The sequence below is a fragment of the Corynebacterium sp. HMSC078A10 genome, assembly GCF_001811565.1.
In the GTDB taxonomy this organism is placed as follows: Bacteria; Actinomycetota; Actinomycetes; order Mycobacteriales; family Mycobacteriaceae; genus Corynebacterium; species Corynebacterium hesseae.
Genome location: NZ_KV805180.1, coordinates 45,921 through 67,079, shown reverse-complemented (window position 1 = coordinate 67,079; position 21,159 = coordinate 45,921). Strand labels below are relative to the sequence as shown.

The following is a 21,159-nucleotide window of genomic DNA, read 5'->3' as shown; positions in this document are numbered from 1 at the left end:
GGGGGGGTACCGCGAGCCGTACGGCGCGTCCCCGTCACAGCGAACGAGTGAAGGAATTTTTAGATGAGTAATAACCCCGCGAACGTCGGCAGTGTTTATCCCAAAGTTGATATGACTGCTGGGTCTTCCCGGTTCCCCGATATGGAGCAGGAAGTCCAGAAGTACTGGAAGGCCGACGACACCTTTAAAGCCAGCCTCAAGCAGACAGAGGGCTGCCCCGAGTATGTCTTTTATGATGGCCCTCCCTTTGCCAACGGTCTGCCGCACTACGGCCACCTGCTGACCGGTTACGTCAAGGACATCGTCCCGCGCTACCGCACCATGGCCGGCAACCACGTCCCGCGCGTCTTTGGCTGGGATACCCACGGACTGCCGGCGGAGCTGGAGGCAGAAAAGCAGCTCGGCATCACGGACAAGGGCCAGATCGAGGAGATGGGCCTGGAGAAGTTCAACGAGTACTGCGCCAAGTCCGTCCTCGAGTACACCGATGAGTGGGAAGAGTATGTCAACCGCCAGGCTCGCTGGGTGGATTTCGAGAACGGCTACAAGACCATGGACTTGGAGTACATGGAGTCCGTCATGTGGGCGTTCAAGGAGCTCTATGACAAAGGCCTGATCTACCAGGGCTTTAGGGTTTTGCCGTATTCCTGGGCGGAGCACACCTCCCTGTCGAACCAGGAGACCCGCCTGGATGACTCCTACAAGATGCGTCAGGACCCGACCCTGACGGTGACGTTCCCGGTGGCTGGTGCCGTGGAGGGAAGTGCGGCGGAGAAGACGTTGGCGGAGAACGCCGAGCTTGCCGATGCCTCCTTCCTCGCCTGGACCACCACCCCGTGGACCCTGCCGTCCAACCTGGCTTTGGCGGTCCACCCGGAGGTTGATTACGTCCTGTTCAAGGCCACCGAGGGCGACTTTGCTGGCCGCACCTTCATCATGGCCGAGGCGCTCACCGGCACCCTGGTGAAGGAGCTGGGTGAGGTGGAAGTCCTCAAGACGTTCAAGGGCGCGGAGCTGGAGGGCTTCAAGTACGAGCCCATCTTCGGCTTCTTCCCGGATGTCGAGAATGCGTACCAGGTCTTGCTTGCTGACTACGTCACCACTGAGGACGGCACGGGCGTGGTCCACCAGGCCCCGGCCTTCGGTGAGGACGATATGCTCACCTGCCAGAAGTACGGAGTGGGCCTGGTCATCCCGGTGGATGAGGACGGTAAGTTCACCTCCCAGGTACCGCCGTATGAGGGCCAGCTCGTCTTCGATGCCAACAAGGCCATCATCAAGGACCTCAAGGCCGCTGGCCGCGTGGTGCGCCACGTGACCATCGAGCACTCCTACCCGCACTCCTGGCGCTCCGGCGAGCCGCTCATCTACATGGCGCTGCCTGCATGGTTCGTCAAGGTGACGGAGTTCCGTGACCGCATGGTCGAGCTCAACCACAATGAGATCGAGTGGCTGCCGGAGCACATCCGCGATGGTCAGTTCGGCAAGTGGCTGGAGGGTGCTCGCGACTGGAACATCTCCCGCACCCGCTACTGGGGCGCTCCGATCCCGGCGTGGATCTCCGATAACCCGGAGTACCCGCGCGTCGATGTCTATGGCTCGCTGGATGAGCTGGAGCGTGACTTTGGCGTGCGTCCGACGAGCCTGCACCGCCCGTACATTGATGAGCTGACTCGTCCGAACCCGGATGATCCAACGGGCAAGTCCACGATGCGCCGCGTGCCGGACGTGCTGGATTGCTGGTTTGAGTCCGGCTCGATGCCGTTCGCTCAGAAGCACTACCCGTTTGAGAACAAGGAATGGTTTGAGACGCATTCCCCGGCGGACTTCATCGTGGAGTATTCCGGCCAAACGCGCGGCTGGTTCTACCTCCTGCACGTGTTGTCCACCGCCCTGTTCGACCGCCCGGCGTTCAAGAAGGTTGTCGCCCACGGCATCGTGTTGGGCAATGATGGCCTGAAGATGTCGAAGTCCAAGGGCAACTATCCGAATGTGAATGAGGTCTTCGACCGCGATGGCTCGGATGCGATGCGCTGGTTCCTCATGTCTTCGCCGATCTTGCGCGGCGGCAACCTCATCGTCACCGAGCAGGGCATCCGCGAGGGCGTGCGCCAGGCCATCCTGCCGATCTGGAACTCGTACACCTTCCTGCAGCTCTACGCCTCCCAGGACGCAAAGTTCGACGTGAGCTCCACCAACGTGCTGGACCGCTACATCTTGGCCAAGACCCATGACTTGGTGAAGAACACCAACGACGCGCTGGCGAATACCGATATTGCTTCGGCAACGGAGGAGGTCCGCCTCTTCGCGGACGCGCTGACCAACTGGTACGTGCGCCGCTCCCGTGACCGTTTCTGGGAGGGCGAGGAAGCCCATCCGGAGGCCTTCAACACGCTCTACACGGTCCTGGAGACGGTCTCCCGCGTGGTCGCGCCGCTGCTGCCGCACGTGGCTGAGGTCATCTACCGTGGCCTGACCGGTGAGCGCTCCGTGCATTTGGCTTCCTACCCGAAGGCCGAGGATTACCCGGCTGACGATGCCCTCGTGGCCGCCATGGATGCCACCCGCGCGGTGGCCTCCGCGGCGTCCTCGGTGCGCAAGTCCAACAAGCTGCGCAACCGCCTGCCGCTGCCGAAGCTGACGGTGGCGATGAAGGATTCGGCGCGCCTGGCGGATTTCAAGGACATCATCCGGGATGAGGTCAACGTTAAGGACGTTGAGCTTACCGACGATGTCGACGCGGTGGGCACCTTCGAGGTCGTGTGCAACGCCAAGGTAGCCGGTCCGCGCTTGGGCAAGGATGTTCAGCGAGCCATCAAGAACCTCAAGGCGGGCAACTACGTGCGCGAGGGCGAGGACGTCGTGGTCGACGGCGATATCCGCCTGTCCCCGGACGAGTACACCGAGCGCCTCAAGGCGGCGAATGCGAAGTCGACGGCTCGTGTGGAAGGGCTCGATGGCCTCGTCGCCGTGGATACCGAAGTGACGGAGGAGCTCGAGGCAGAGGGCTGGGCTGCGGACGTTATCCGCGGTTTGCAGGATGCACGTAAGGCCGAGGATTTCGTGGTAACTGACCGCATCACCGTGGTTCTCTCCGTCCCGGCGGAGAAGGAAGAGTGGGCTCATCGCCACCGTGAGCACATCGCGGCGGAGGTGCTTGCCGTCGACTTCACTGTGACGACCCAGGCTCTCGAGCCAAGCGATGGACAGAACATCCATGATGTCCTCAAGGGCGTGACAGCTACCGTGGCCAAGGCCTAAACCCGCAGCGAAAAGCTCCGCTTCCCTCGAATGGGAGGCGGAGCTTTGAGCATCTGCGCACTGGTGGCGCAGGGGCGGCCCGGAGGGGGCCGCGATGACGGGGCGTGTGCGCTAGCGGCGGGTGCCGGGCAGGTGCGCGCGCCACGCAAGGATGACGTTGATGAGGCACACCAGCGCCAAGAAGCTGCCGATGCTGAACAACGCCGTGAAGCCGATATAGGGCGCAAGCGCGCTAAAGGCCATCGGGATGAAGAAGCCAGTGTAGGAAATGGAGTAGTACACGGCGGTCAAGCCGGCGAGCTCTCGCTCGCCCGCGATGCGCTGGACCTCGGATAGTCCAGCGACCAGCGCCAAACCGTATCCCGCGCCCATCGTGGCGGCGGCCGTGATGCCGAGCGGCAGGGAAAGTGAGTGAGCAGCAAACGCTCCGAGGATTGCGCCGACGGTGATGACGAACATCGACAGGGCCGAGGCTCGCGCGGACTTGTGGGTATCAACCAGCCGGCCCAGCATCTGGACGGCCACGCCGCAGCCCAGGGTGATGACGGTCATCAGACCGGAGAAAGCGATGGGGGCGTTTCCAGCGGATTCGGATAGCAGCTGTGGAAGGAGCGCATAGGCCGCTCCCGCGCAGCCAAAGACCCAGGGGGCCACAGGCACGACGACACGCAGGAAACGCTTGTGCGCAGCGGCGGGAATGTGGAGCATCTCCAGCATGTCACGCACCCTGAGCTCCAGGATGGTGGTCTTGACATCGCCTCGGCTGGGCTGGCGGGTCTCAGGCGTATGCAGGATCCACGCGGCAGTCAACAGCGTGAGCAGCATGTGGAGGATATAGGCCGTGTGAGTCGGCCATGGCCCCCACTGGGCCAGCACCGAAGCGATACCCGCGCCGACGAGGAAGCCGGCGGTCAAACACAATGAAGCCTTACGAGCGCCGGACGCTGGGTCGCCGCCGGCGCTCGTGATGAGCTCCGTAATCCACGTTGAACCCACCGCCATGACTAGGCCCAATGCCATACCGCACAAGACGCGTCCCAACGCGATGATGAGTGGTTCGTTGGGAGCGATGGACAGCAAGAAAGAGCCTGCCAAGGACAGCGGTGCTGCGGGGAGCAACAGTGGGCGGCGGCCAAGCAGATCGGACAGCGGGCCACCGATGAGCAGTGCGGGGATGATGCCAACCACGTAGGCGGCTAAGAGCCCGTTGACCGTCACCTGGGAAAAATTCGAGGTCTCGCGGTACATCACCAGCAGCGGGGTGAATTCATTTCCGCCCCAAGCAACCGCGATCATGGCACCGGCGACGGGGAACCACGCGCGCTTAGGCAGCGGCGCTTCGGCGGAGCGGCTGGGCGAGCCTGGGGAGGCAGCGCTTTCAGTGCTTTCGGTGGTGTCGGCGTCTGTGGGGGCGTCGGGTTGGGGAGTAGGCGCCTCGACAAGCGGGTTCGAATGCGCAGAGACAGTCACAGTTGCTTCCTTGAGGAGTTGAGGTGGGAATGGAGTTCGGTCAGGTAGGTGTCGATGTCGCCGGTGCGGAGGGCGTCGGCGAGCAAGGCGTGCTGGGCCACGAAGCCGCGTGCCTTCTCGACGCTGCGGCCGATGGCAGTTGCGGTAAAGCGCTGTTGGCGCTCGCGCAAGGTGTGGCCGAGGTGGGCGAGGAGGCGGTTGCCGCCGTTGTCCATGATGGTTTGGTGGAACTTCGCATCCAGCTGGGTATAGGTGCCCAGATCGCCAGCGTCTAGGGCGGCCTTTTGCTCATCGATGGTGGCGACGAGGACATCGGCGATGAGACTGCGCTCCTCTGCGGACAGTCCGCAAATATGGCGGGCAGAGTTCTCATCCACGAGGAGGCGCGCCTCGTAGACCTCACGGATTTCGCGGGGGCTAATCGGTACGACCAGCGCACCGCGCTTGGGGTAGAGCTTCAAGAAGCCCTCCACCTCCAAGCGGAGGAAAGCCTCGCGCACCGGGGTTCTACTCATTCCCAGCTCGGCGGCAAGGGCGGCCTCGGAGAGCATCTCCGAGTCATCGATGTCGTCATCGATGATGCGGCGCTTGAGGTGATCGTAGGCCCGTTCCGCGGCGGGTACCTTGTCTTTTTGCATGTATACATGATGCATGCATGCGGTGCTTTCGGTCTAGCGCAAACGCCAATTCGTGAGACATTGATCACGCGGTGGGCAAGTGAGAGCTAGTTCTCTGAGCGGCGCGTGTGGTCAGGTAGGAGACGTGTTAGAGGCGAGTGAGGGAGGAAGTGGGGACGTCGTAAAGCACTGCCTCTCCCATACCGACCCAACCGATAAAGGGATTGTCCTGAAGCACTTGTGGAGTGTGGACGTGGCCAAGAATCCATGCGTCGAAGCCACAGGCCTGTAGCTGTTCGGGTGTCGTGGGCAAGCATATGCCTTTAGAGAATTCACCGGTCACTGATGAGTGCAGTAATCCCAGATGCGGCTCGTTGCTCTGGCGCGTTGGAAAGGTGAGTGTGCGGGGATCGGGATCGGCAGCTACCGCGGCGGTGACAACGGTAGCGCCGGCGCAGTGAAAGGAGTGAACGTCGGCGGAATGAACCGTTACAGGCGAAGAGAAACTGAGTTCGTGGTGGACGTCGTGATTCCCGGAGATGAAATGGACGTCGCTGAAAAGCTCGCATGCGCGAGCCATGACTTTCTGTGCTTGGGGTACGTAGGTGGCTGCGTCGGCTTTGCGGTCAATGATGTCACCGAGGCAGATACATGCATCCGCAGTCGTGACCTCCAGTACGTTTAGCACCCACTCCATGCCTGGCGCGTCGGGGCGGCCAAGGTGAAGGTCCGCGAAAATGAGGATACTAGCCACGTGCCCTCCTTCCTTGCCACCACGTGATTAGGACTAGCACGACAGTGGAGGTTCCTACACCGATGAGCGTCATAGCCATGGCTTCAGCGCGGTGGCCCTGGTCAAATTGGTTCATGATCCACGGCGCAAGGAGATTGAGCTGGCTCGGGCGGATCAGGGAGGACATGACGAGCTCGCGGAAGCCCACAAAGAACGCCAGCAGCCAACCGGCAAAGATACCCGGGGCAAGCAGCGGCAAGGTGATGCTGCGCAACGTGTGGGAGGCGGAGGCGCCGGACACGGCGGCTGCCTCGTAGACCGAAGGGGAAACCGCGCCAGCGGAGGTCTTGATGTTCTGCACCGCCATCGGCAGGAAGAGAACAGTAAAAGCCATGACGAGGATGATCATGGAGCCATAAGGTGTCCATGGCAGCCAGGGAGCGTTCCATAGGAGAATGAAGCCAATGGCGAGAACGATTCCGGGGACGGTATCCGGTGCTACAGCAAGGAAGTCGACAACACGGGCGCTGATCTGCCTGGTTCGCTGGGTGAGCAAGGTGACCGCGATGCCGAGGATGACCGCCGTTGTGGCGCCAATTGCACCGAGGGCGATGGAACGCAGCAAAGCTTCTTGAGCGGAAGGCATCTGCAGGACGATGGCGAAATAGTCGAAGGTGAGGTTTTGAGGCGTTGGGGGCGCGGATCGCAGAATGGTCATGGCTGCCAGGGTGATGGAAATATACGGGATGAGCACCGAGCAGGCGATGATGAGGAAAGCAACTAAGCTGCCAAGGACCTTGCCTGCGGTGCCGATGCGGAGCGAGACTTGGCGGGATACTCGTCCACCACCGGTAAGGTCGCGCCGCGAGACCCATTGCTGGAATGCCCATGCGCCCACACCAAGTGCAAACAACACCGATGAGGAGGCTGCTGCATCGGAGAAACTCAACGGGTCGATGGTGACGTCTTGGTAGATGGAGGAGACGAGGACCGTGAAACCGATGGCGTTTCCCAAGGTAACTGGGGTGCCGAACTCGCCGGCAGCCTTGATGAAAATGATCAGTGCGCCCAGTGAATAGGGGCCCACGACGGTGGGGAGGATGATGCGACTAATCTGTTGCCACCGGCTGGCGCCTGCGACTTGAGCCATTTCCAGAGAGGATGCAGGAATTGAGGTCAGACAGTTGCGCAGGATGAGATAGAGGAAGGGGAAGAGCTCGCACGCCATGATGAAAGCCATGCCAGGAACCGAGTAAATGGCGTCATGCGCGAGCTTGCCGACGGTATGCCCGAAGAGCAATTCGGAGACTCCACCGCGGCGGGTGAAATCCATCCACGCCATTGCTGCGGCAAAAGGCGGGGTCATGAAAGGAATCATGATGGCGATTTCTATCCAGTTCGCTTTAGAAAAAGACGTCCACGCGCGCAGGAAAGCTAGCGGGGCGGCGAACAGAGTAGAAAAGACCACCACGAGGAGGGAGAGGACGACCGTATTGAGCAGCACCTCTCCCATTCCCGGCTCCACAATCTTGTGGAGAGAAGAAGGCTCATCGCGGTACCCCACCACAGCGCTGATGAGCACCGATACCAATGGCGCAGCGACAAGCACGAGCAGCACGAAGAGTACTGCATAAATGCCGAGAGTTCGCTGAGGGCTGCGGATAGTGGTGCTCATAAGGTGGGGTTGCTCCGTGGTGAGATAGTAGAGGCTACTTCAGGTAGCGCTCAGCGAACTTTTCCTTGATGTCCTTGGAGGAGGAGGCGATGCCATCGAGATCCTCGTTGAGGGTTTCAATCTCCTCCAGCTTCGGGCCGTTCTTCGGGGTGATCTCGGTGTTGGCCGGGATCATGTTCTTGGAAGCAGAAATCTCCTGTGCCTCATCGGAGAACATGAAGTCGACAAAAGCTTCGGCAGCGTCCTTGTTGTCGGTGGTCTTGAGGATCATGACCGGTCGCGGGGTTACGGTAGTGCCGGAGGAGGGGATAACAACCTCAAGCGGCTCGCCCTTGGCCTGAGCGGAGTATGCGGAGTAGTCCACACCACCCATGACGATGCCTCGAGAACCGGAGGTGACCTGGTCCAGGGCCGGACCGTTAGCGCCCTGGACAATCATGCCGTTGTCGAAGAGTTTGTCAAAGAGCTCCCAGGTCTTGTCCTCGCCCCACTGATCCACCATGGCGGCAATGAGGTCAGCGGCGGTGCCGGACTCGCGCGGATCCGGCATAATGACCTGATCCTTGTACTTTTCGTCAGCGAGGTCCTCCCAGTCCTGAGGAGCGGAGTCCACCACGTTGGTGTTGGTCACCAGTGCCAACGCGGAGCCATCGCGGCCGGTGAAGGTGCCGTTTTTGGATACCCAGCTCGAGGTGATCTTGTCAGCACCTTCCGGGGTGTACTCCGCCAGAGCGCCTGCCTTGTCCTGCTTGGAAGCAGCGGACCAAGAAGCCAAGTAGACCACGTCTGCCTGCGGGTTAGCCTCTTCCGCCTTGAGCTTGGCGGTGATCTTGCCGGTGGTGTCGGCGAAGACGTTGACCTTGACATCGGTCTTTTCCTCGAAGGCTTCGACGAGGGCGTCGGTAAGGCCCTGCGGGTTCGCGGAGTAGTAGTCCAGCTCGCCGGACAGTCCCTCCGGGGCTTCCCAGGCCTCGGCGCTGGTTTCAGCACCGGTGTTGTCGGCGGAGGATGCGTCGGTGGAGTCAGCGGAATCAACAGAACCGCAGCCAGCCAGAGCCAGAGCGGAAGCAGCGAGGGCGAGAGAAAGCTTCTTATACAGCATGGAGAATCCTTAAAAGTAGAAAACGGATGTGACTAGTACGCAAGACGTACCGTCGAACCACGATCGACTCGAGAGCGGCTGTAAGCCACCCAAGGCTCGTCAGCGCCTTCGACATCGCAGTGCAGCTCGTAGCGTCCGCCGATGTACTGAGCGGTGCGGACGATTCCGTCCACGTGGTGCGGGAAAGACCCGATGTCTTCCTCCGCGTCAAGGACGGTGAGGTTTTCCGGGCGGACGTCGGGAAGCCCGGCGCGGCGGTTCATAGTACCCACGAAGCCACCGACGAAGGGGGTGGCAGGGGAGTCGTAGAGGGTGACAGGATCGGCGAACTGTTCGATGACGCCGTCCTTCATGACGACGACGCGGTCCGACATGGACAGAGCCTCGGACTGATCGTGGGTGACGTAGATGACCGTGAGGCCTAAGCCGTGGACCAAGGCAGTGAGCTCGGCACGTATCTGAACACGCAGGGCAGCATCGAGCGCAGAGAGAGGTTCATCCATTAGTAGCAACTGCGGGTTGGACACAAGCGCGCGGGCGATGGCTACGCGCTGCTGCTGGCCACCGGAGAGTTGATTGGGGCGAGCTTGTGCCTTCGGGGTAATTCCGACCATGTCCATGCACGCGCGCACACGTTCTGTGCGTTCCACAGAAGACAGCTTGTTACCCGCGGTGGTGAGGGGAAACTCGATGTTTTTCTCCACAGTCATGTGCGGCCACAGCGCCAGATCTTGAAACACCATGGACAGGTTGCGCTTATTAACGGGAACGTTCGTGTGTGGGCCGAACACTTCTTTATCGGAGAAGGTAATGGTTCCAGTATCAGGGGTTTCCAGGCCTGCGATGCAGCGCAGAAGCGTGGACTTACCGCAACCGGAGGGGCCGAGGATGGAGATGAACTCGCCGGAGTTAATGACGAGGTCAGTGGCATGGAGACCAGTGTTGTCCGCGAACTCGCGCTTAATGCCGGTAACGACCACGTGGGCCTGGGAGGCGGGTTGTTGGGGCGAGAGTTGAGAAGTCACGGCGAAAAAGGTTAGGGCGGTAAAGTAAGCGGATGGGGGCGTTGGGGTTACGAAGGTGGTAAAGAAACATGAATAATGGGTGACGGACACGCGGTGTTTAAACTGGAGCACATGCAACGCTGGGTTCTTCACATCGACATGGACGCGTTCTTTGCGTCGGTGGAGCAGCTCACCCGCCCTACCTTGCGCGGCCGGCCTGTGCTGGTGGGAGGAACGAGCGGACGCGGCGTCGTCGCCGGTGCTTCCTATGAGGCCCGCGCATATGGAGCTCATTCCGCAATGCCCATGTTCCGCGCGCAGCAGCTCGTGGGTTATAAAGCCGTGGTGGTGCAGCCGCGCCGGGCGGTGTATGTGGCGGCCTCGCGCCGGGTATTTGGAATTATTGCGCAGCATGCGGGGGTCATCGAACAGCTCTCCATCGACGAGGCCTTCATGGAACCGGCCGCACTCGCCGGAGCCACGCCCGCCGAAGTCCGTGAGTGGTCGGAGAATCTGCGCCGAGTGATTCGAGCTGAGACGGGCCTTCCCAGCTCCATCGGCGCCGGTGCAGGCAAGCAAAGCGCGAAGATTGCGTCAGGGGAGGCCAAACCGGACGGGACTTTCATCGTGCCCCAGGAGCGCTTCGATGAGCTCATCCACCCGCTGCCGGTGGGCAAGCTCTGGGGAGCGGGCCCAGTCACCCAGCAGAAGCTCGCAGCCATTGGCGTGGAGACTATCGGACAGCTGGCGGCGATGAGCCGCAAGGAAGTCGAGATCTCACTGGGCAACGTGGTGGGCGTGCAGCTGTGGAAGCTCGCCCAAGGGATTGATGAGCGTCCGGTCGCCCCGCGCGCGATTGCTAAACAAATCTCCACCGAGTTCACCTACCCCACGGACCTGCGCACGGCGGCGGAGGTGGATGCGGCACTAATCCGCGCGGCGCAGGGCGCGCATTCCCGCCTGCTCAAGGACGGCCGCGGCGCGCGCACGGTGACGGTGAAGTTGCGGATGGCGGATTTCCACATCGAATCCCGCTCGGCCACGCTGCCCTATGCCACGGATGACCTGAAGGTCCTCGAGGCTAAGGCCTTGAGCTTGGCGCGCTACCCGGAGGAGCTCGGGCCCATCAGGCTGGTCGGGGTGAGCTACTCGGGTTTGGAGGAGGCCCGCCAAGACGTGCTATTTCCTGAGCTCGACCGCGAGGTCGTGCGTCCAGCTCCGGATACGGATTACGAGACTGGCGTCAGCGACCACCTGCCCGGCGCGCCGGAAACGGAGACGGAGCCCAGAGCAGAGTCGGAAACGCTGGGAGAAGCGGGATCGGATTCGATGCGCCGCTGGCACGCTACGCAGGACGTCCACCACCCCGAGTTTGGACACGGCTGGATTCAAGGCGCCGGCCATGGGGTGGTCAGCGTGCGCTTTGAAACTCGCGCTACGGGCCCGGGGTTTGTGCGCTCTTTTGCGGCTGAGGATGAAGATCTCCACCCGGCCGATCCATTGGACTCACTGGCGTGGGAGGGGGCGCTGCCAGGCGACGCCACCGAGGCCGATGATCCTGTGACTGACACCGCTGGGGAGGAACCGCCACGCGAGGATAGCTAGCCCGCGGTATAAGCAGTGGCGGAGGGGGCAGTGCTAAACATCTCTGCCACCGGTGTGTCGGTAGCGAGTGCCGCGGCGAGCATAATGCGGGCTTGGCCGGCTCGGAATCCACCGGAGGCTACCGCACCCATCTCGCCCAAGGTGGCACCGCCACCTGCGCCGCCATAGGCCAGCTTGGTAGCTCCGTAGGGCGTGCGGGTGCTAATCACCACGGGCACGCCCGCTTGCAGCGCGCGGGCAACCCCAGCTCCCATCTCTTCACCCATGTTCCCCGAGCCCATGGCTTCGATGACGAGGCCATGGGTGTGGTTGAGGGAGGCGTCGACAAGCGCGGCGCCGGCACCCGGGTAGGCGGCGATGATCTCAACGGGGTGTTGCGCCATGGGGGAGAGCGGCAACGGCGCCAGAGCGGAGTCACCCACCGGTAGCTCCTCAAAGCCGTTGAGCTGCGAAGTATGCCACTTGCGCGCGCCGCGTCCGGGAATGGTCTTGCCGCCGAATTGCACCCACACGCCGGCCTTTCCGGAACACAGGAGCTCATAGGAATCGCGCAGGTTGCGCGGGCCATCACCAGCCGGGTGGTCGAAGGCGCGCTGCGCGCCAGTGAGCACGATGGGCCCCTCACCGAGGTCGAAGAGGGATAACGCCAGCGCGGTTTCCTCCATGGAATCGGTGCCGTGCGTGATGAGGACGCCATCAATCTCTGGGCGCGCAAGGTGCTGGCGCGCACACAACAGTAGCTCATCGAGGTCTGCCAAAGTAATCGAGCTGGAATCCAGCGCGCGGAATTCCACCACCTCAATGTCGTGTGTTCCGACTTCAGCGTCGAGGAATTGGGCTAGCTGTTGCCCACTGACGGTGGGGACCAGGGATCCGTCACGGACCGTCGTGCAGGCGATGGTGCCACCGGTGGCGATGAGGGCGAAAGTCATGACAGCAGGCTACTACAGGCACGCACCTGCGCGGGAACCCCAGGGCGGCGGTCGTGGACGCTAAAGTAAAAGGGATAAACCACGATCCCCTACGTGAGGAGTATTTGTGAAATCCTTCAAGCTGAGCGCCGCCGTTGTGGCCCTGGGCGCCGCGACTGCCCTGGCTGCCTGCTCGTCTTCCGAGGATGCAGACACCGAGAACAGCACCGCCGCTAAGCCTTCGGGCGAAACCTCCGCATCACAGGTGGCCTCCACCGAGATGCCTACCGTGGAGCAGCTCAATGAGATCCTGACCAAGGCCGCCGACCCGAACCTTCCGCAGGAAGAGAAGGTCCAGCTGGTCCAGGGCAGTGAGACAGCGCCGGAGCTTTTCGACGTCATGTCGCAGTCTCAGGCCGAGTCCGGTGCCACCTTCGAGGTTGTTGCCCCGGTCATTCCGGGCCTCGTGCCGGATTCCGCGCTGGCCACCGTCCACATCAATACCCCGGACGGCCAGCAGCAGACCGCTGACCAGGTGGAGTTCATCAACGAGGGCGGCACGTGGAAGCTGTCCAAGACGTGGGCCTGTGTCCTGGTCACCAACATCGTCCCGCCGGAAGAGGTGCCGGAGATGTGTGCTGATTCCGTACCGGAAGGCGCAGAGGCGCCTGCCGACGCCCCCGCTGAAGGCGCCGAAGCTCCTGCCGACGCCCCGGCAGAAGGCGCTGAGGCCCCAGCCGACGCCCCGGCTCAGTAAGACTGGGATTCAAGCTTCACCGCCCGCCACCACACTGGATTGAGAGCCGGTGGGTGGCGGGCGCTGCGCTGTCCGAAGGTCGGCGCGCGGTTGCCTGATGCGGGGCAGGCGCGGCGCGCAGCGGACTAGTCGGTGGTGAACGTCATATCGGTGGCGCTGGTTTGCACCACGCGAAGATCGGAGCTGTCCGCACCATAAGAAATGGCAGTAGTCACGGAGACATCGCCGGCTGTGGGAAGTGGTTTGGTCAGATCAACGGTGACCGTGCCCTTCGACGTCGACGTGGTGTCCATGACCTTGAGCTCTTTGCCCCGCAGCTCCTCGGGGGCGTCAGCGCCGTCGAAGGAGAGCGCGCCCAGGGACGGCCGCTGCTCAACCTCGACGTTGAGCGTGGCGATATCCCCGTCGAGCTTGTCCAAGGTATAGGTCGTGGTTTGCAGCAGCGTGGACTCGCCGGTAACGCGCGATTCCACGACCCACTGAGCGCCGGAGCCAATTTCCTCATCCGGGAAGACGATGGGCAGCGAGGTCAGGCTGGTGATGGCGTGCTCCACAGTGCTGCGGGCCTCGTCGGTTGCGGCCTGCGGGGCGGCAAGGCGCAGCGAGTTCATTTGCCCGCTATCCGTGCCGCGCCACCCAAATTGGAAGCCCTCGGCGGAGGAGACGTCCGCGCCGTCAGCCTCAGGCTTGCCCACGGTAACGAAGGCGTTGCGGCTGGCCGGCAACTGGCCCTCAACATTCTCGGTGGCAGCCTCCACCGAGGCCTGTAGCGGAAGGGTGACCTTGTCCTTGGACGCTGGTGCAGGAGCCGAGCTGCCGTCCTTGCGCAATTGCTGGTCAAAACCCGTGGCGACCTCATAGGTCAGCTCCTGAGTAGCATCGAGATCCTTATAAGCCACAACGCGGCTTGCGTCGTCACCGGGTTCTAGGAGGGTGACGCGTGGGGCATCGAGGGCTAAGCCCACTGGCTCCTCGACTGGCTTGGCCGGCTGGGAATAGGAACAGCCGGCGAGCGCGCCGCTGACTCCCAAGACGGTGGCGGACAGGACTGCTAGAGCTCTCACACGAAACACGCATTCCAAATTACCGGATGAGCCTGTTTAGAATGGAACGGGTGAAAGCAAGGAGTTATATCGGAGTGATGGTTGCGGTGGTGCTCGGTGTGGCCGCCGTCGACCAAGCCGTGAAGGCACTGATGCTGTCCATCCTCACGGAAGGCGAAGCCCTACCGGTAATCGGTGACTGGTTCCGCTTCTACCTTCTCTTTAACCCCGGCGCCGCCTTCTCCATGGGAGGGGAAGGCTCGACGTGGCTGTTTACCACTATCCAACTCGCCTTCGTTGTTGGTGTAGCAATCGCCGCCCCGCGCATTCATGACAAGTGGCAGGCCATCGGGCTGGCGATGATCGCCGGCGGTGCTCTGGGCAACCTCATCGACCGCCTCGTGCGCGAGCCAGGGTTTTGGTTCGGCCACGTGGTGGATTACATCTCCGTGGGCAGCTTCGCTGTTTTCAATATCGCGGATGCGGCCATTACCTGTGGCGTCGTGGTATTCATCATTGCGATGCTTTGGGCGGAGATGCACGAGAAAGCTGAAGAAAAGGAAACGGGGGGAGAGTAATGCGCGAAAGCCGTAGGTTGCCGGTGCCCGAAGGGCTCGATGGCATGCGTGTGGATGCCGCCTTGGCCAAGCTCCTGGGCATTTCCCGCGCCCGCGTGGCCCAGCTGTGCACGGCGGGTGATGTGGAAATCGACGGTGCGGCCGTGGGCAAGTCCGAGCGCTTAAGCGCCGGTGGCTGGATCGACGTCATGATGCCAGCGCCCGAGGAGCCGCTCATTCCTAAGGAAGAGCTGGTGGAGGGCATGGATGTCCTCTACGCGGACGAGGATGTCATCTGCGTGTTCAAGCCCGTGGGCGTGGCCGCCCACCCGACTTTGGGCTGGGATGGGCCCACCGTCATCGGCGGGCTGCGGGCGGCGGGCTATGCGCTTGCCGACGCTGGCCCTACCGAACGCAAGGGCATCGTCCACCGCCTCGACGTGGGAACCTCAGGCGTCATGGTGGTCGCCGCTAGTGAGCGGGCCTACTCGCAGCTCAAGAACGCCTTCCGCGAGCGCACCGTGAAAAAGACCTATCACGCTGTGGTCCAGGGCCTGCCCGATCCCATCGTCGGCACCATTGATGCGCCTATCGGGCGTCATCCTTCCGCGGGCTGGAAGTTTGGGGTCATTGATGACGGCAAGCCGGCGGTGACGCACTACACGCTGCTCGAGGCCTTCCGCGAGGCCAGCCTCCTCGAAGTCCACCTGGAGACCGGCCGCACCCACCAGATCCGCGTGCACATGTCTGCCACCGGGCATCCCTGCGTGGGCGACCCGATGTATGGCTGTGATCCGAACCTGGCGAAGCGCGTGGGGCTTAACCGCCAGTGGTTGCACGCGGTCGAGCTCGGTTTTACCCACCCGGGCACCGGCAAGTGGTTCGAATGCACCGCACCCTACCCGGACGATCTCAAGCACGCCGTGGAGGTATTGCGCGGATGAGCCCGCAGCGGAGCACGCGCCAGCGCATCTATCGGCGCCGCCGTGCCGCGGCACTGGTGCTGCTGGCCGTGCTGGCGCTGGTGGTGATTGTCCTTTTTGGTCTGCTTGGCACGCAGCCTCGCTCGGCGTTGCAGGGAGATCAGCTGGGCCCGGATGGAACCGAGACTGCCTCCGAGTACCGCGAGCGCGCGGAGGCCTCGCTAGCGCAGGCGGATAAGCCAGCCTATGCGCTGGTGGGTTTTACTAAGCCGCTGAGTCCGCACGACGTCTCTGAGGCTCTGCAACCAATCCAGCGGATGGATGCCATCGTGATTGGGCTGGCCGCTCCTATCGCTGTTCCCGAACCCGTCTCAGGAGCCGAGCGCGCCGACGTCATCGAGGCGGTGTTCGCCCGCGTGGCTGCGCAAGCCAATGGTATGGGCGAGGAAGTCCCCACGCACGTTGATGCGGTGGTGGTCTATTCTGCGGGCACCCAACTGCGTGCCCTCGCCGCCGACCCGCGGGTCGAGACGGTCGAGGTTGCCCCCGACGATGCCGCCTGGGGATCCTTCGGCGTGCGCCCGCCCGCTAACGTCGGACAGAATGAGAACCGCTGAAACAGTCAAGGAGAAGACATGCGCTTGTTTCCGAACACCTCTACGTGGCCGCCGAACTACCGCTTTGCCTACCTCTTGATGTGGGCGGGCGCTTTCATCGCCTCCGGGGCTGCCATCGTGCAAGGGATCTGGGGTGCGGACAAGCTCGCCCTCGGCATTCTCATCGTGGTGGCCATCTACTGCATCGCCATGGCCGTCCTCATGCCGCGGTGGGCGCTCAACGCACGCGAGGAATCCGCCCGGCGCGCCCAGGCTAAGCAGGCGCGCGAGGAGCTGAAGCGCCGCTAGCCCTCTGCGGTGGCGCGTGACTCGCCGGCGGGGTGGAGGCGGGCGCGGCGTCGAGAAGCGCGGCCCATGCGCACCAAGTCTGCAAGGTAGATGATCACCGCAACCCAGATGATGGCAAAGCCAATCCAGCGTTCGGTGGACATGTGCTCCTGGGTCACGAACAGTGCCCACAGCATCTGCATGATGGGGGTCATGTACTGCAGCATGCCGAGGGTAGACAGGCGCAGGTGCTTAGCACCCTGCGCGAAACACAGCAGCGGTAGGGCGGTGACGAGGCCGGAGGTAATCAGCAGCGCGATGTGCCCGGGGCCTTCGGTAGTGAAGGTGGATTCGCCCTGTGCTTGGAGGTAGCCCAGGTAGATGAGTGCGAAGGGGAGCATGACAATTGTTTCCGCGGCCACCGACCCCATGGAGGAGACCGTGATGCGCTTTTTAAGCAGGCCGTAGATACCGAAGCTGAAGGCTAGGGCCAGTGAGTAGTAGGGGGCCTGACCGGTCATGAAGGTTAGCCACAACACGGCGATGAAGGCGATGCTGACCGACGCCACCTGCGCCTTCGTCAGCTTCTCCTTGAGGAAAATAATGCCGAGGGCCACGGAGACAAGAGGGTTGATGAAATAGCCCAGTGCGGCATCGGCCACGTGATCGCTGTTGATGGCGATGACATAGGTGCCCCAGTTGATGGTGATGGCCACGCCACAGGCGAACATCCACCCCCAAGTGCGCAGGCTGAACGCTTTCAGCTCGCGCCAGCCACCTGTCACCAGCAACACTGCGGTGACGAGAACGGCGGTCCACACGATGCGGTGGGCCAAAATCTCAAACGGGCTGGCGGGGCGCAGCAGCGGGAAGAACGCTGGGAAGAAGCCCCACATGAGATAGGCAGCAATGGTGTAGAACATTTAAGAAAATGTACCTCAGCGAGGACCTACGGGCGAAGTTTGACGTCCCCGCTAAGATGAGCCGCATGGCCAAAAACTCCTCCTTCGTTCACCTTCACAACCACACCGAATTCTCCATGCTGGATGGCATGGCAAAGGTGGATATGTTGGCGGATGAGGTGGTTCGCCAAGGTATGCCTGCCGTCGGTATGACAGACCATGGCAACATGTATGGCTCCAATGCCTTCTACCAAAGGATGACCAGCGCTGGCGTGAAACCCATCATTGGCATCGAGGCTTATTTGGCACCGGAATCGCGCTTCAACAAGAAGCGCGTGCTGTGGGGAACTCCGGACCAGAAGCGCGATGACGTGTCCGCTTCCGGTGCCTATCTGCACCAGACCATGTTGGCGGAGAATGAAACCGGCCTGCGCAACCTGTTCAAGCTTTCCTCCTTGGCTTCCTACGAGGGGCAGTTGGGCAAGTGGCCGCGCATGGACGCGGAGCTGATTGCCGAGCATGCTGAAGGCATCATCGCGACCACCGGGTGCCCTTCCGGTGACGTGCAGACCCGCCTGCGCCTGGGCCAGTTCAACGAAGCGCTGGAAGCAGCCGCCATGTGGCAGGACATCTATGGTAAGGACAACTTCTTCCTGGAGCTCATGGACCATGGGCTGGACATCGAGAAGCGCACGCGCGATGGCCTGTTGGAGATCGGCCGCAAGCTGGACCTGCCGCCGCTGGTGACCAATGACTGCCACTACGTGCTGGAAACCCAAGCCCCCGCGCACGAGGCGATGCTCTGTGTGCAAACCGGCAAGACCTTCATGGATCCGGACCGCTTCAAGTTCGACGGCACCGGCTACTACATCAAATCTGCCGCCCAGATGCGTGAGCTGTGGGACCATATGGTCCCGGAAGCCTGCGATAACACTCTGTGGATTGCGGAGCGCGTGCAAGACTACGGCAAGATCTGGGAGGAACATACCCACGACCGCATGCCGATTGCCGACGTCCCCGAAGGCCACACCCCAACCTCCTGGCTGACCCATGAGGTAATGGAGGGACTGAAGGATCGCTTCCCCGGTGGGGATGTGCCGCAGGAGTACATCGACCGTGCTGAGTACGAGATCAGCGTCATCGATATGAAGGGCTACCCGTCCTACTTCCTTATCGTGGCCGAGCTTATTAAGCACGCGCGGTCCATCGGCATTCGCGTTGGTCCGGGCCGTGGTTCGGCGGCCGGTGCGCTCGTGGCCTACGCGCTGACGATTACCAATATTGACCCGATCGAGCACGATCTCCTCTTCGAGCGATTCCTGAACCCGGAGCGCCCCTCCGCGCCGGATATCGATATCGACTTCGATGATCGCCGCCGCGGCGAGATGATTACCTACGCCGCCGAGAGGTGGGGCGAGGACAAGGTGGCGCAGGTGATCACCTTCGGCACCGTGAAGACGAAGCAGGCTATTAAGGACTCCGCGAAGGTCCACTTTGGCCAGCCCGGCTTCCAGATGGCCGACCGCATTAACGGCGCTCTGCCACCGGCCATCATGGCCAAGGACATCCCGCTCGCCGGCATCATGGACCCAGAGCACGAGCGCTATTCGGAGGCGGCCGAGGTCCGGCAGATGATTGAGACCGACCCGGACGTCAAGAAGATCTACGAGACCGCCCGTGGTCTTGAGGGCGTGGTCCGCCAAGCCGGCGTGCATGCGTGTGCCGTGATTATGGCTTCGGTGCGCCTCATGGACCACATTCCGATGTGGAAGCGCCCAGCCGACGGCGCCTACATCACCGGCTGGGACTACCCGGCCTGCGAGGCCATCGGGCTGCTGAAGATGGACTTCCTGGGCCTGCGCAACCTCACCGTGATTGGTGACTGCCTGGAGAACATCAAGAAAAACCGTGGCGAGGAAGTCCACCTCGAAGACCTTCACGCCGACGACCCGAAAGCCTCGAAGGTCTATGACCTGCTCTCGCGCGGCGATACCCTGGGCGTGTTCCAGCTGGACTCGGGCGGCATGCAGGAGCTGCTCAAGCGCATGAAACCGACTGGTTTTAAGGACATCGTGGCCTCGCTGGCGCTCTACCGCCCGGGCCCGATGGGCGTGAACGCGCACTGGGATTACGCGGACCGCAAGAATGGGCGCAAGGAAATCACTCCGATCCACCCCGAGCTGGAGGAGCCGCTCAAGGAAATCCTCGATGAGACGTACGGTCTCATCGTGTACCAGGAGCAGATCATGCGTATCTCGCAGAAGGTGGCAAACTACACCGCCGGCGAGGCAGACGGCTTCCGTAAGGCCATGGGTAAGAAGAAGCCCGAAGTCTTGGCGCAACAGTACGACAAGTTCTGGGGCGGCATGAAGGACAACGGCTACTCCAAGGAAGCGATGGACGCTCTGTGGGGCACCATCGAGCCCTTCGCCTCCTACGCGTTTAACAAGTCCCACGCCGCAGGCTACGGCTTGGTGTCCTTCTGGACGGCCTATCTCAAGGCCTACTATGCGCCGGAGTACATGGCTGCGCTGTTGACCTCGGTGGGTGACAAAAAGGATAAGTCCGCCATCTACCTGGCCGACTGCCGCCACCTGGGCATCCGCGTGCTCTCCCCGGATGTCAATGAATCGGTGGAGACTTTCCAGGCCGTGGGCGATGATATCCGCTTCGGCATGGGCGCTATCCGCAACGTTGGTGGGGATGTGGTGGATTCCATCGTGAAGACTAGGCGGGAGAAAGGCGCCTATACGTCCTTCTCCGACTACCTGGACAAAATCGAGCTGGCGGCCTGTTCGAAGCGCGTCACCGAATCCCTCATCAAGGCCGGTGCCTTCGATTCTTTGGGGCATCCGCGCAAGGGACTCATGCTCATCCACGAAGATGCCGTGGATTCGGTGCAGACGACGAAGAAGGCGGCCGACAAGGGCCAATTCGATCTCTTCGCCGGCTTTGGCGGGGAGGAAGGGCAAGGCGAGTCCGTCTCCGCCTTCGCCATCGATATTCCGGACGAGAACTGGGACCGCAAGCACGAGCTGGCCCTGGAGAGGGAAATGCTGGGCCTGTATGTCTCCGGCCACCCGCTCGACGGATTCGAAGAAGCCCTCAACGCGCAGACCGATACCCCGATTACGAAGATCCTCAACGGTGAGGTGGGCAATGGCCAAGAGCTGGTGATTGGCGGCATTATCTCGGGCGTTGACAGGCGCTTTTCCAAGCGTGATGGCTCGCCCTGGGCCATCGTCAGCATGGAGGACCACAACGGTGCACAGGTAGACATCCTCGTGTTTAACCAGGTGTATTCGTTGGTGGCCGCGCAGATCGCGGAAGATAACATCATCCTGGCCAAGGTGCAGGTGAAGATCCGCGATGAGCGCATGTCCCTGTTCTGCTCCGATATCCGCATCCCCGATCTTGGTCCCGGCAACGGTGCCGGCCTGCCGCTGCGCCTGACCATGCGCACGGATCAGTGCACGATGGACAACATTGCGCGCCTCAAGCAGGTCCTGGTCAACAACAAGGGCGAGTCGGATGTGTACCTCACGCTTGTCGACGGCGAAGAGTCCACCATGATGGTCCTTGGTGAGCATTTGCGTGTGGAGCGCTCCAGCAACCTCATGGGTGATCTCAAGGCGACGATGGGCGCCGGCATCCTGGGCTGAGACAGCATGCTTCGTTCGGGTGCTGAATAAAAGTACAGAATGAAGCGGGCTGC

At 62.1% G+C, this 21,159-nt stretch carries 17 protein-coding genes; 8 read left to right on the top strand and 9 right to left on the bottom strand.

Going from position 1 to position 21,159, the window contains the following annotated elements; genetic code table 11:
- The first annotated feature begins 63 nt into the window (after positions 1–63).
- Positions 64–3,261, top strand: a complete 3,198-nt coding sequence (ileS, locus tag HMPREF2808_RS01280) for an isoleucine--tRNA ligase (protein WP_070623209.1) — start codon at positions 64–66, stop codon at positions 3,259–3,261.
- A gap of 111 nt (positions 3,262–3,372) precedes the next feature.
- Here the strand turns inward: ileS and HMPREF2808_RS01275 are convergent, their stop codons facing one another.
- The 6 genes from HMPREF2808_RS01275 to HMPREF2808_RS01250 form a co-directional block, all read right to left on the bottom strand.
- Positions 3,373–4,557, bottom strand: coding sequence for an MFS transporter (locus HMPREF2808_RS01275; protein ID WP_246818492.1), 1,185 nt, complete (start codon positions 4,555–4,557; stop codon positions 3,373–3,375).
- A 170-nt stretch (positions 4,558–4,727) separates the two neighbouring features.
- Positions 4,728–5,369, bottom strand: a complete 642-nt coding sequence (locus HMPREF2808_RS01270) for a GntR family transcriptional regulator (protein ID WP_070519886.1) — start codon at positions 5,367–5,369, stop codon at positions 4,728–4,730.
- 127 nt (positions 5,370–5,496) lie between these two features.
- Positions 5,497–6,102, bottom strand: a complete 606-nt coding sequence (locus tag HMPREF2808_RS01265) for a metallophosphoesterase family protein (RefSeq protein ID WP_083299252.1) — start codon at positions 6,100–6,102, stop codon at positions 5,497–5,499.
- Positions 6,095–7,756, bottom strand: coding sequence for an ABC transporter permease (locus HMPREF2808_RS01260; RefSeq protein WP_070565478.1), 1,662 nt, complete (start codon positions 7,754–7,756; stop codon positions 6,095–6,097). The genes HMPREF2808_RS01265 and HMPREF2808_RS01260 overlap by 8 nt, the downstream gene beginning before the upstream one ends.
- Positions 7,757–7,790: 34 nt before the next feature.
- Complete coding sequence (locus HMPREF2808_RS01255) at positions 7,791–8,858, bottom strand: ABC transporter substrate-binding protein (RefSeq protein WP_070565480.1); 1,068 nt, start codon at positions 8,856–8,858, stop codon at positions 7,791–7,793.
- 32 nt (positions 8,859–8,890) lie between these two features.
- The gene (locus HMPREF2808_RS01250) at positions 8,891–9,883 is read right to left on the bottom strand and encodes an ABC transporter ATP-binding protein (RefSeq protein ID WP_070565609.1); all 993 of its coding nucleotides are present in this window, start codon (positions 9,881–9,883) and stop codon (positions 8,891–8,893) included.
- A 111-nt stretch (positions 9,884–9,994) separates the two neighbouring features.
- On the opposite strand from HMPREF2808_RS01250, the gene HMPREF2808_RS01245 reads away from it, so the two are divergent.
- The gene (locus HMPREF2808_RS01245) at positions 9,995–11,467 is read left to right on the top strand and encodes a DNA polymerase IV (RefSeq protein ID WP_070563154.1); all 1,473 of its coding nucleotides are present in this window, start codon (positions 9,995–9,997) and stop codon (positions 11,465–11,467) included.
- Here the strand turns inward: HMPREF2808_RS01245 and HMPREF2808_RS01240 are convergent.
- A complete protein-coding gene (locus tag HMPREF2808_RS01240) occupies positions 11,464–12,399 on the bottom strand; it encodes an asparaginase (RefSeq protein ID WP_070562682.1) in 936 nt (311 codons plus the stop codon). The genes HMPREF2808_RS01245 and HMPREF2808_RS01240 overlap by 4 nt on opposite strands.
- A gap of 106 nt (positions 12,400–12,505) precedes the next feature.
- Here HMPREF2808_RS01240 and HMPREF2808_RS01235 point away from each other — a divergent pair, with 106 nt between their 5' ends.
- On the top strand, positions 12,506–13,135 hold the full coding sequence (locus HMPREF2808_RS01235) for a WKL family lipoprotein (protein ID WP_070519893.1): 630 nt from the start codon (positions 12,506–12,508) through the stop codon (positions 13,133–13,135).
- Between the two features lie 125 nt (positions 13,136–13,260).
- Here HMPREF2808_RS01235 and HMPREF2808_RS01230 read toward each other — a convergent pair whose 3' ends face one another.
- Positions 13,261–14,208: a DUF6263 family protein gene (locus tag HMPREF2808_RS01230; protein WP_070623203.1), complete on the bottom strand. Its 948-nt coding sequence runs from the start codon at positions 14,206–14,208 to the stop codon at positions 13,261–13,263.
- A gap of 32 nt (positions 14,209–14,240) precedes the next feature.
- Here HMPREF2808_RS01230 and lspA point away from each other — a divergent pair, with 32 nt between their 5' ends.
- From lspA to HMPREF2808_RS01210, 4 genes are read left to right on the top strand one after another with little or no spacing between them, the layout of a single operon-like run.
- Positions 14,241–14,756, top strand: coding sequence for a signal peptidase II (gene lspA, locus HMPREF2808_RS01225; protein WP_070623200.1), 516 nt, complete (start codon positions 14,241–14,243; stop codon positions 14,754–14,756).
- Positions 14,756–15,679, top strand: a complete 924-nt coding sequence (locus tag HMPREF2808_RS01220; RefSeq protein ID WP_046647986.1) for an RluA family pseudouridine synthase — start codon at positions 14,756–14,758, stop codon at positions 15,677–15,679. The genes lspA and HMPREF2808_RS01220 overlap by 1 nt, the downstream gene beginning before the upstream one ends.
- A complete protein-coding gene (locus HMPREF2808_RS01215; protein ID WP_070623197.1) occupies positions 15,676–16,275 on the top strand; it encodes a hypothetical protein in 600 nt (199 codons plus the stop codon). Before HMPREF2808_RS01220 ends, HMPREF2808_RS01215 begins: the two co-directional genes overlap by 4 nt.
- Positions 16,276–16,293: 18 nt before the next feature.
- Positions 16,294–16,563: a type II secretion system protein gene (locus HMPREF2808_RS01210; RefSeq protein ID WP_070623194.1), complete on the top strand. Its 270-nt coding sequence runs from the start codon at positions 16,294–16,296 to the stop codon at positions 16,561–16,563.
- Here the strand turns inward: HMPREF2808_RS01210 and rarD are convergent.
- Positions 16,560–17,465 (bottom strand): EamA family transporter RarD, encoded by a 906-nt coding sequence (gene rarD, locus HMPREF2808_RS01205; RefSeq protein ID WP_070623191.1) that lies wholly within the window; start codon positions 17,463–17,465, stop codon positions 16,560–16,562. The genes HMPREF2808_RS01210 and rarD overlap by 4 nt on opposite strands.
- A gap of 65 nt (positions 17,466–17,530) precedes the next feature.
- Between rarD and dnaE the strand changes: the two genes are divergently transcribed.
- Positions 17,531–21,106 carry a DNA polymerase III subunit alpha gene (dnaE, locus tag HMPREF2808_RS01200; protein ID WP_070623393.1) on the top strand — a complete coding sequence of 1,192 codons (3,576 nt, stop codon included), beginning with the start codon at positions 17,531–17,533 and terminating at the stop codon, positions 21,104–21,106.
- The last annotated feature ends 53 nt before the right edge of the window (positions 21,107–21,159 follow it).

Excerpts from the sequence above, each read along its gene's own strand:
- ileS (WP_070623209.1), top strand. The coding sequence starts at position 64 with ATGAGTAATAACCCCGCGAACGTCGGCAGTGTTTATCCCAAAGTTGAT.
- HMPREF2808_RS01275 (WP_246818492.1), bottom strand. The coding sequence starts at position 4,557 with ATGATCGCGGTTGCTTGGGGCGGAAATGAATTCACCCCGCTGCTGGTG.
- HMPREF2808_RS01270 (WP_070519886.1), bottom strand. The coding sequence starts at position 5,369 with ATGCAAAAAGACAAGGTACCCGCCGCGGAACGGGCCTACGATCACCTC.
- HMPREF2808_RS01260 (WP_070565478.1), bottom strand. The coding sequence starts at position 7,756 with ATGAGCACCACTATCCGCAGCCCTCAGCGAACTCTCGGCATTTATGCA.
- HMPREF2808_RS01255 (WP_070565480.1), bottom strand. The coding sequence starts at position 8,858 with ATGCTGTATAAGAAGCTTTCTCTCGCCCTCGCTGCTTCCGCTCTGGCT.
- HMPREF2808_RS01245 (WP_070563154.1), top strand. The coding sequence starts at position 9,995 with ATGCAACGCTGGGTTCTTCACATCGACATGGACGCGTTCTTTGCGTCG.
- HMPREF2808_RS01240 (WP_070562682.1), bottom strand. The coding sequence starts at position 12,399 with ATGACTTTCGCCCTCATCGCCACCGGTGGCACCATCGCCTGCACGACG.
- lspA (WP_070623200.1), top strand. The coding sequence starts at position 14,241 with ATGGAACGGGTGAAAGCAAGGAGTTATATCGGAGTGATGGTTGCGGTG.
- HMPREF2808_RS01220 (WP_046647986.1), top strand. The coding sequence starts at position 14,756 with ATGCGCGAAAGCCGTAGGTTGCCGGTGCCCGAAGGGCTCGATGGCATG.
- HMPREF2808_RS01215 (WP_070623197.1), top strand. The coding sequence starts at position 15,676 with ATGAGCCCGCAGCGGAGCACGCGCCAGCGCATCTATCGGCGCCGCCGT.
- HMPREF2808_RS01210 (WP_070623194.1), top strand. The coding sequence starts at position 16,294 with ATGCGCTTGTTTCCGAACACCTCTACGTGGCCGCCGAACTACCGCTTT.
- rarD (WP_070623191.1), bottom strand. The coding sequence starts at position 17,465 with ATGTTCTACACCATTGCTGCCTATCTCATGTGGGGCTTCTTCCCAGCG.
- dnaE (WP_070623393.1), top strand. The coding sequence starts at position 17,531 with ATGGCCAAAAACTCCTCCTTCGTTCACCTTCACAACCACACCGAATTC.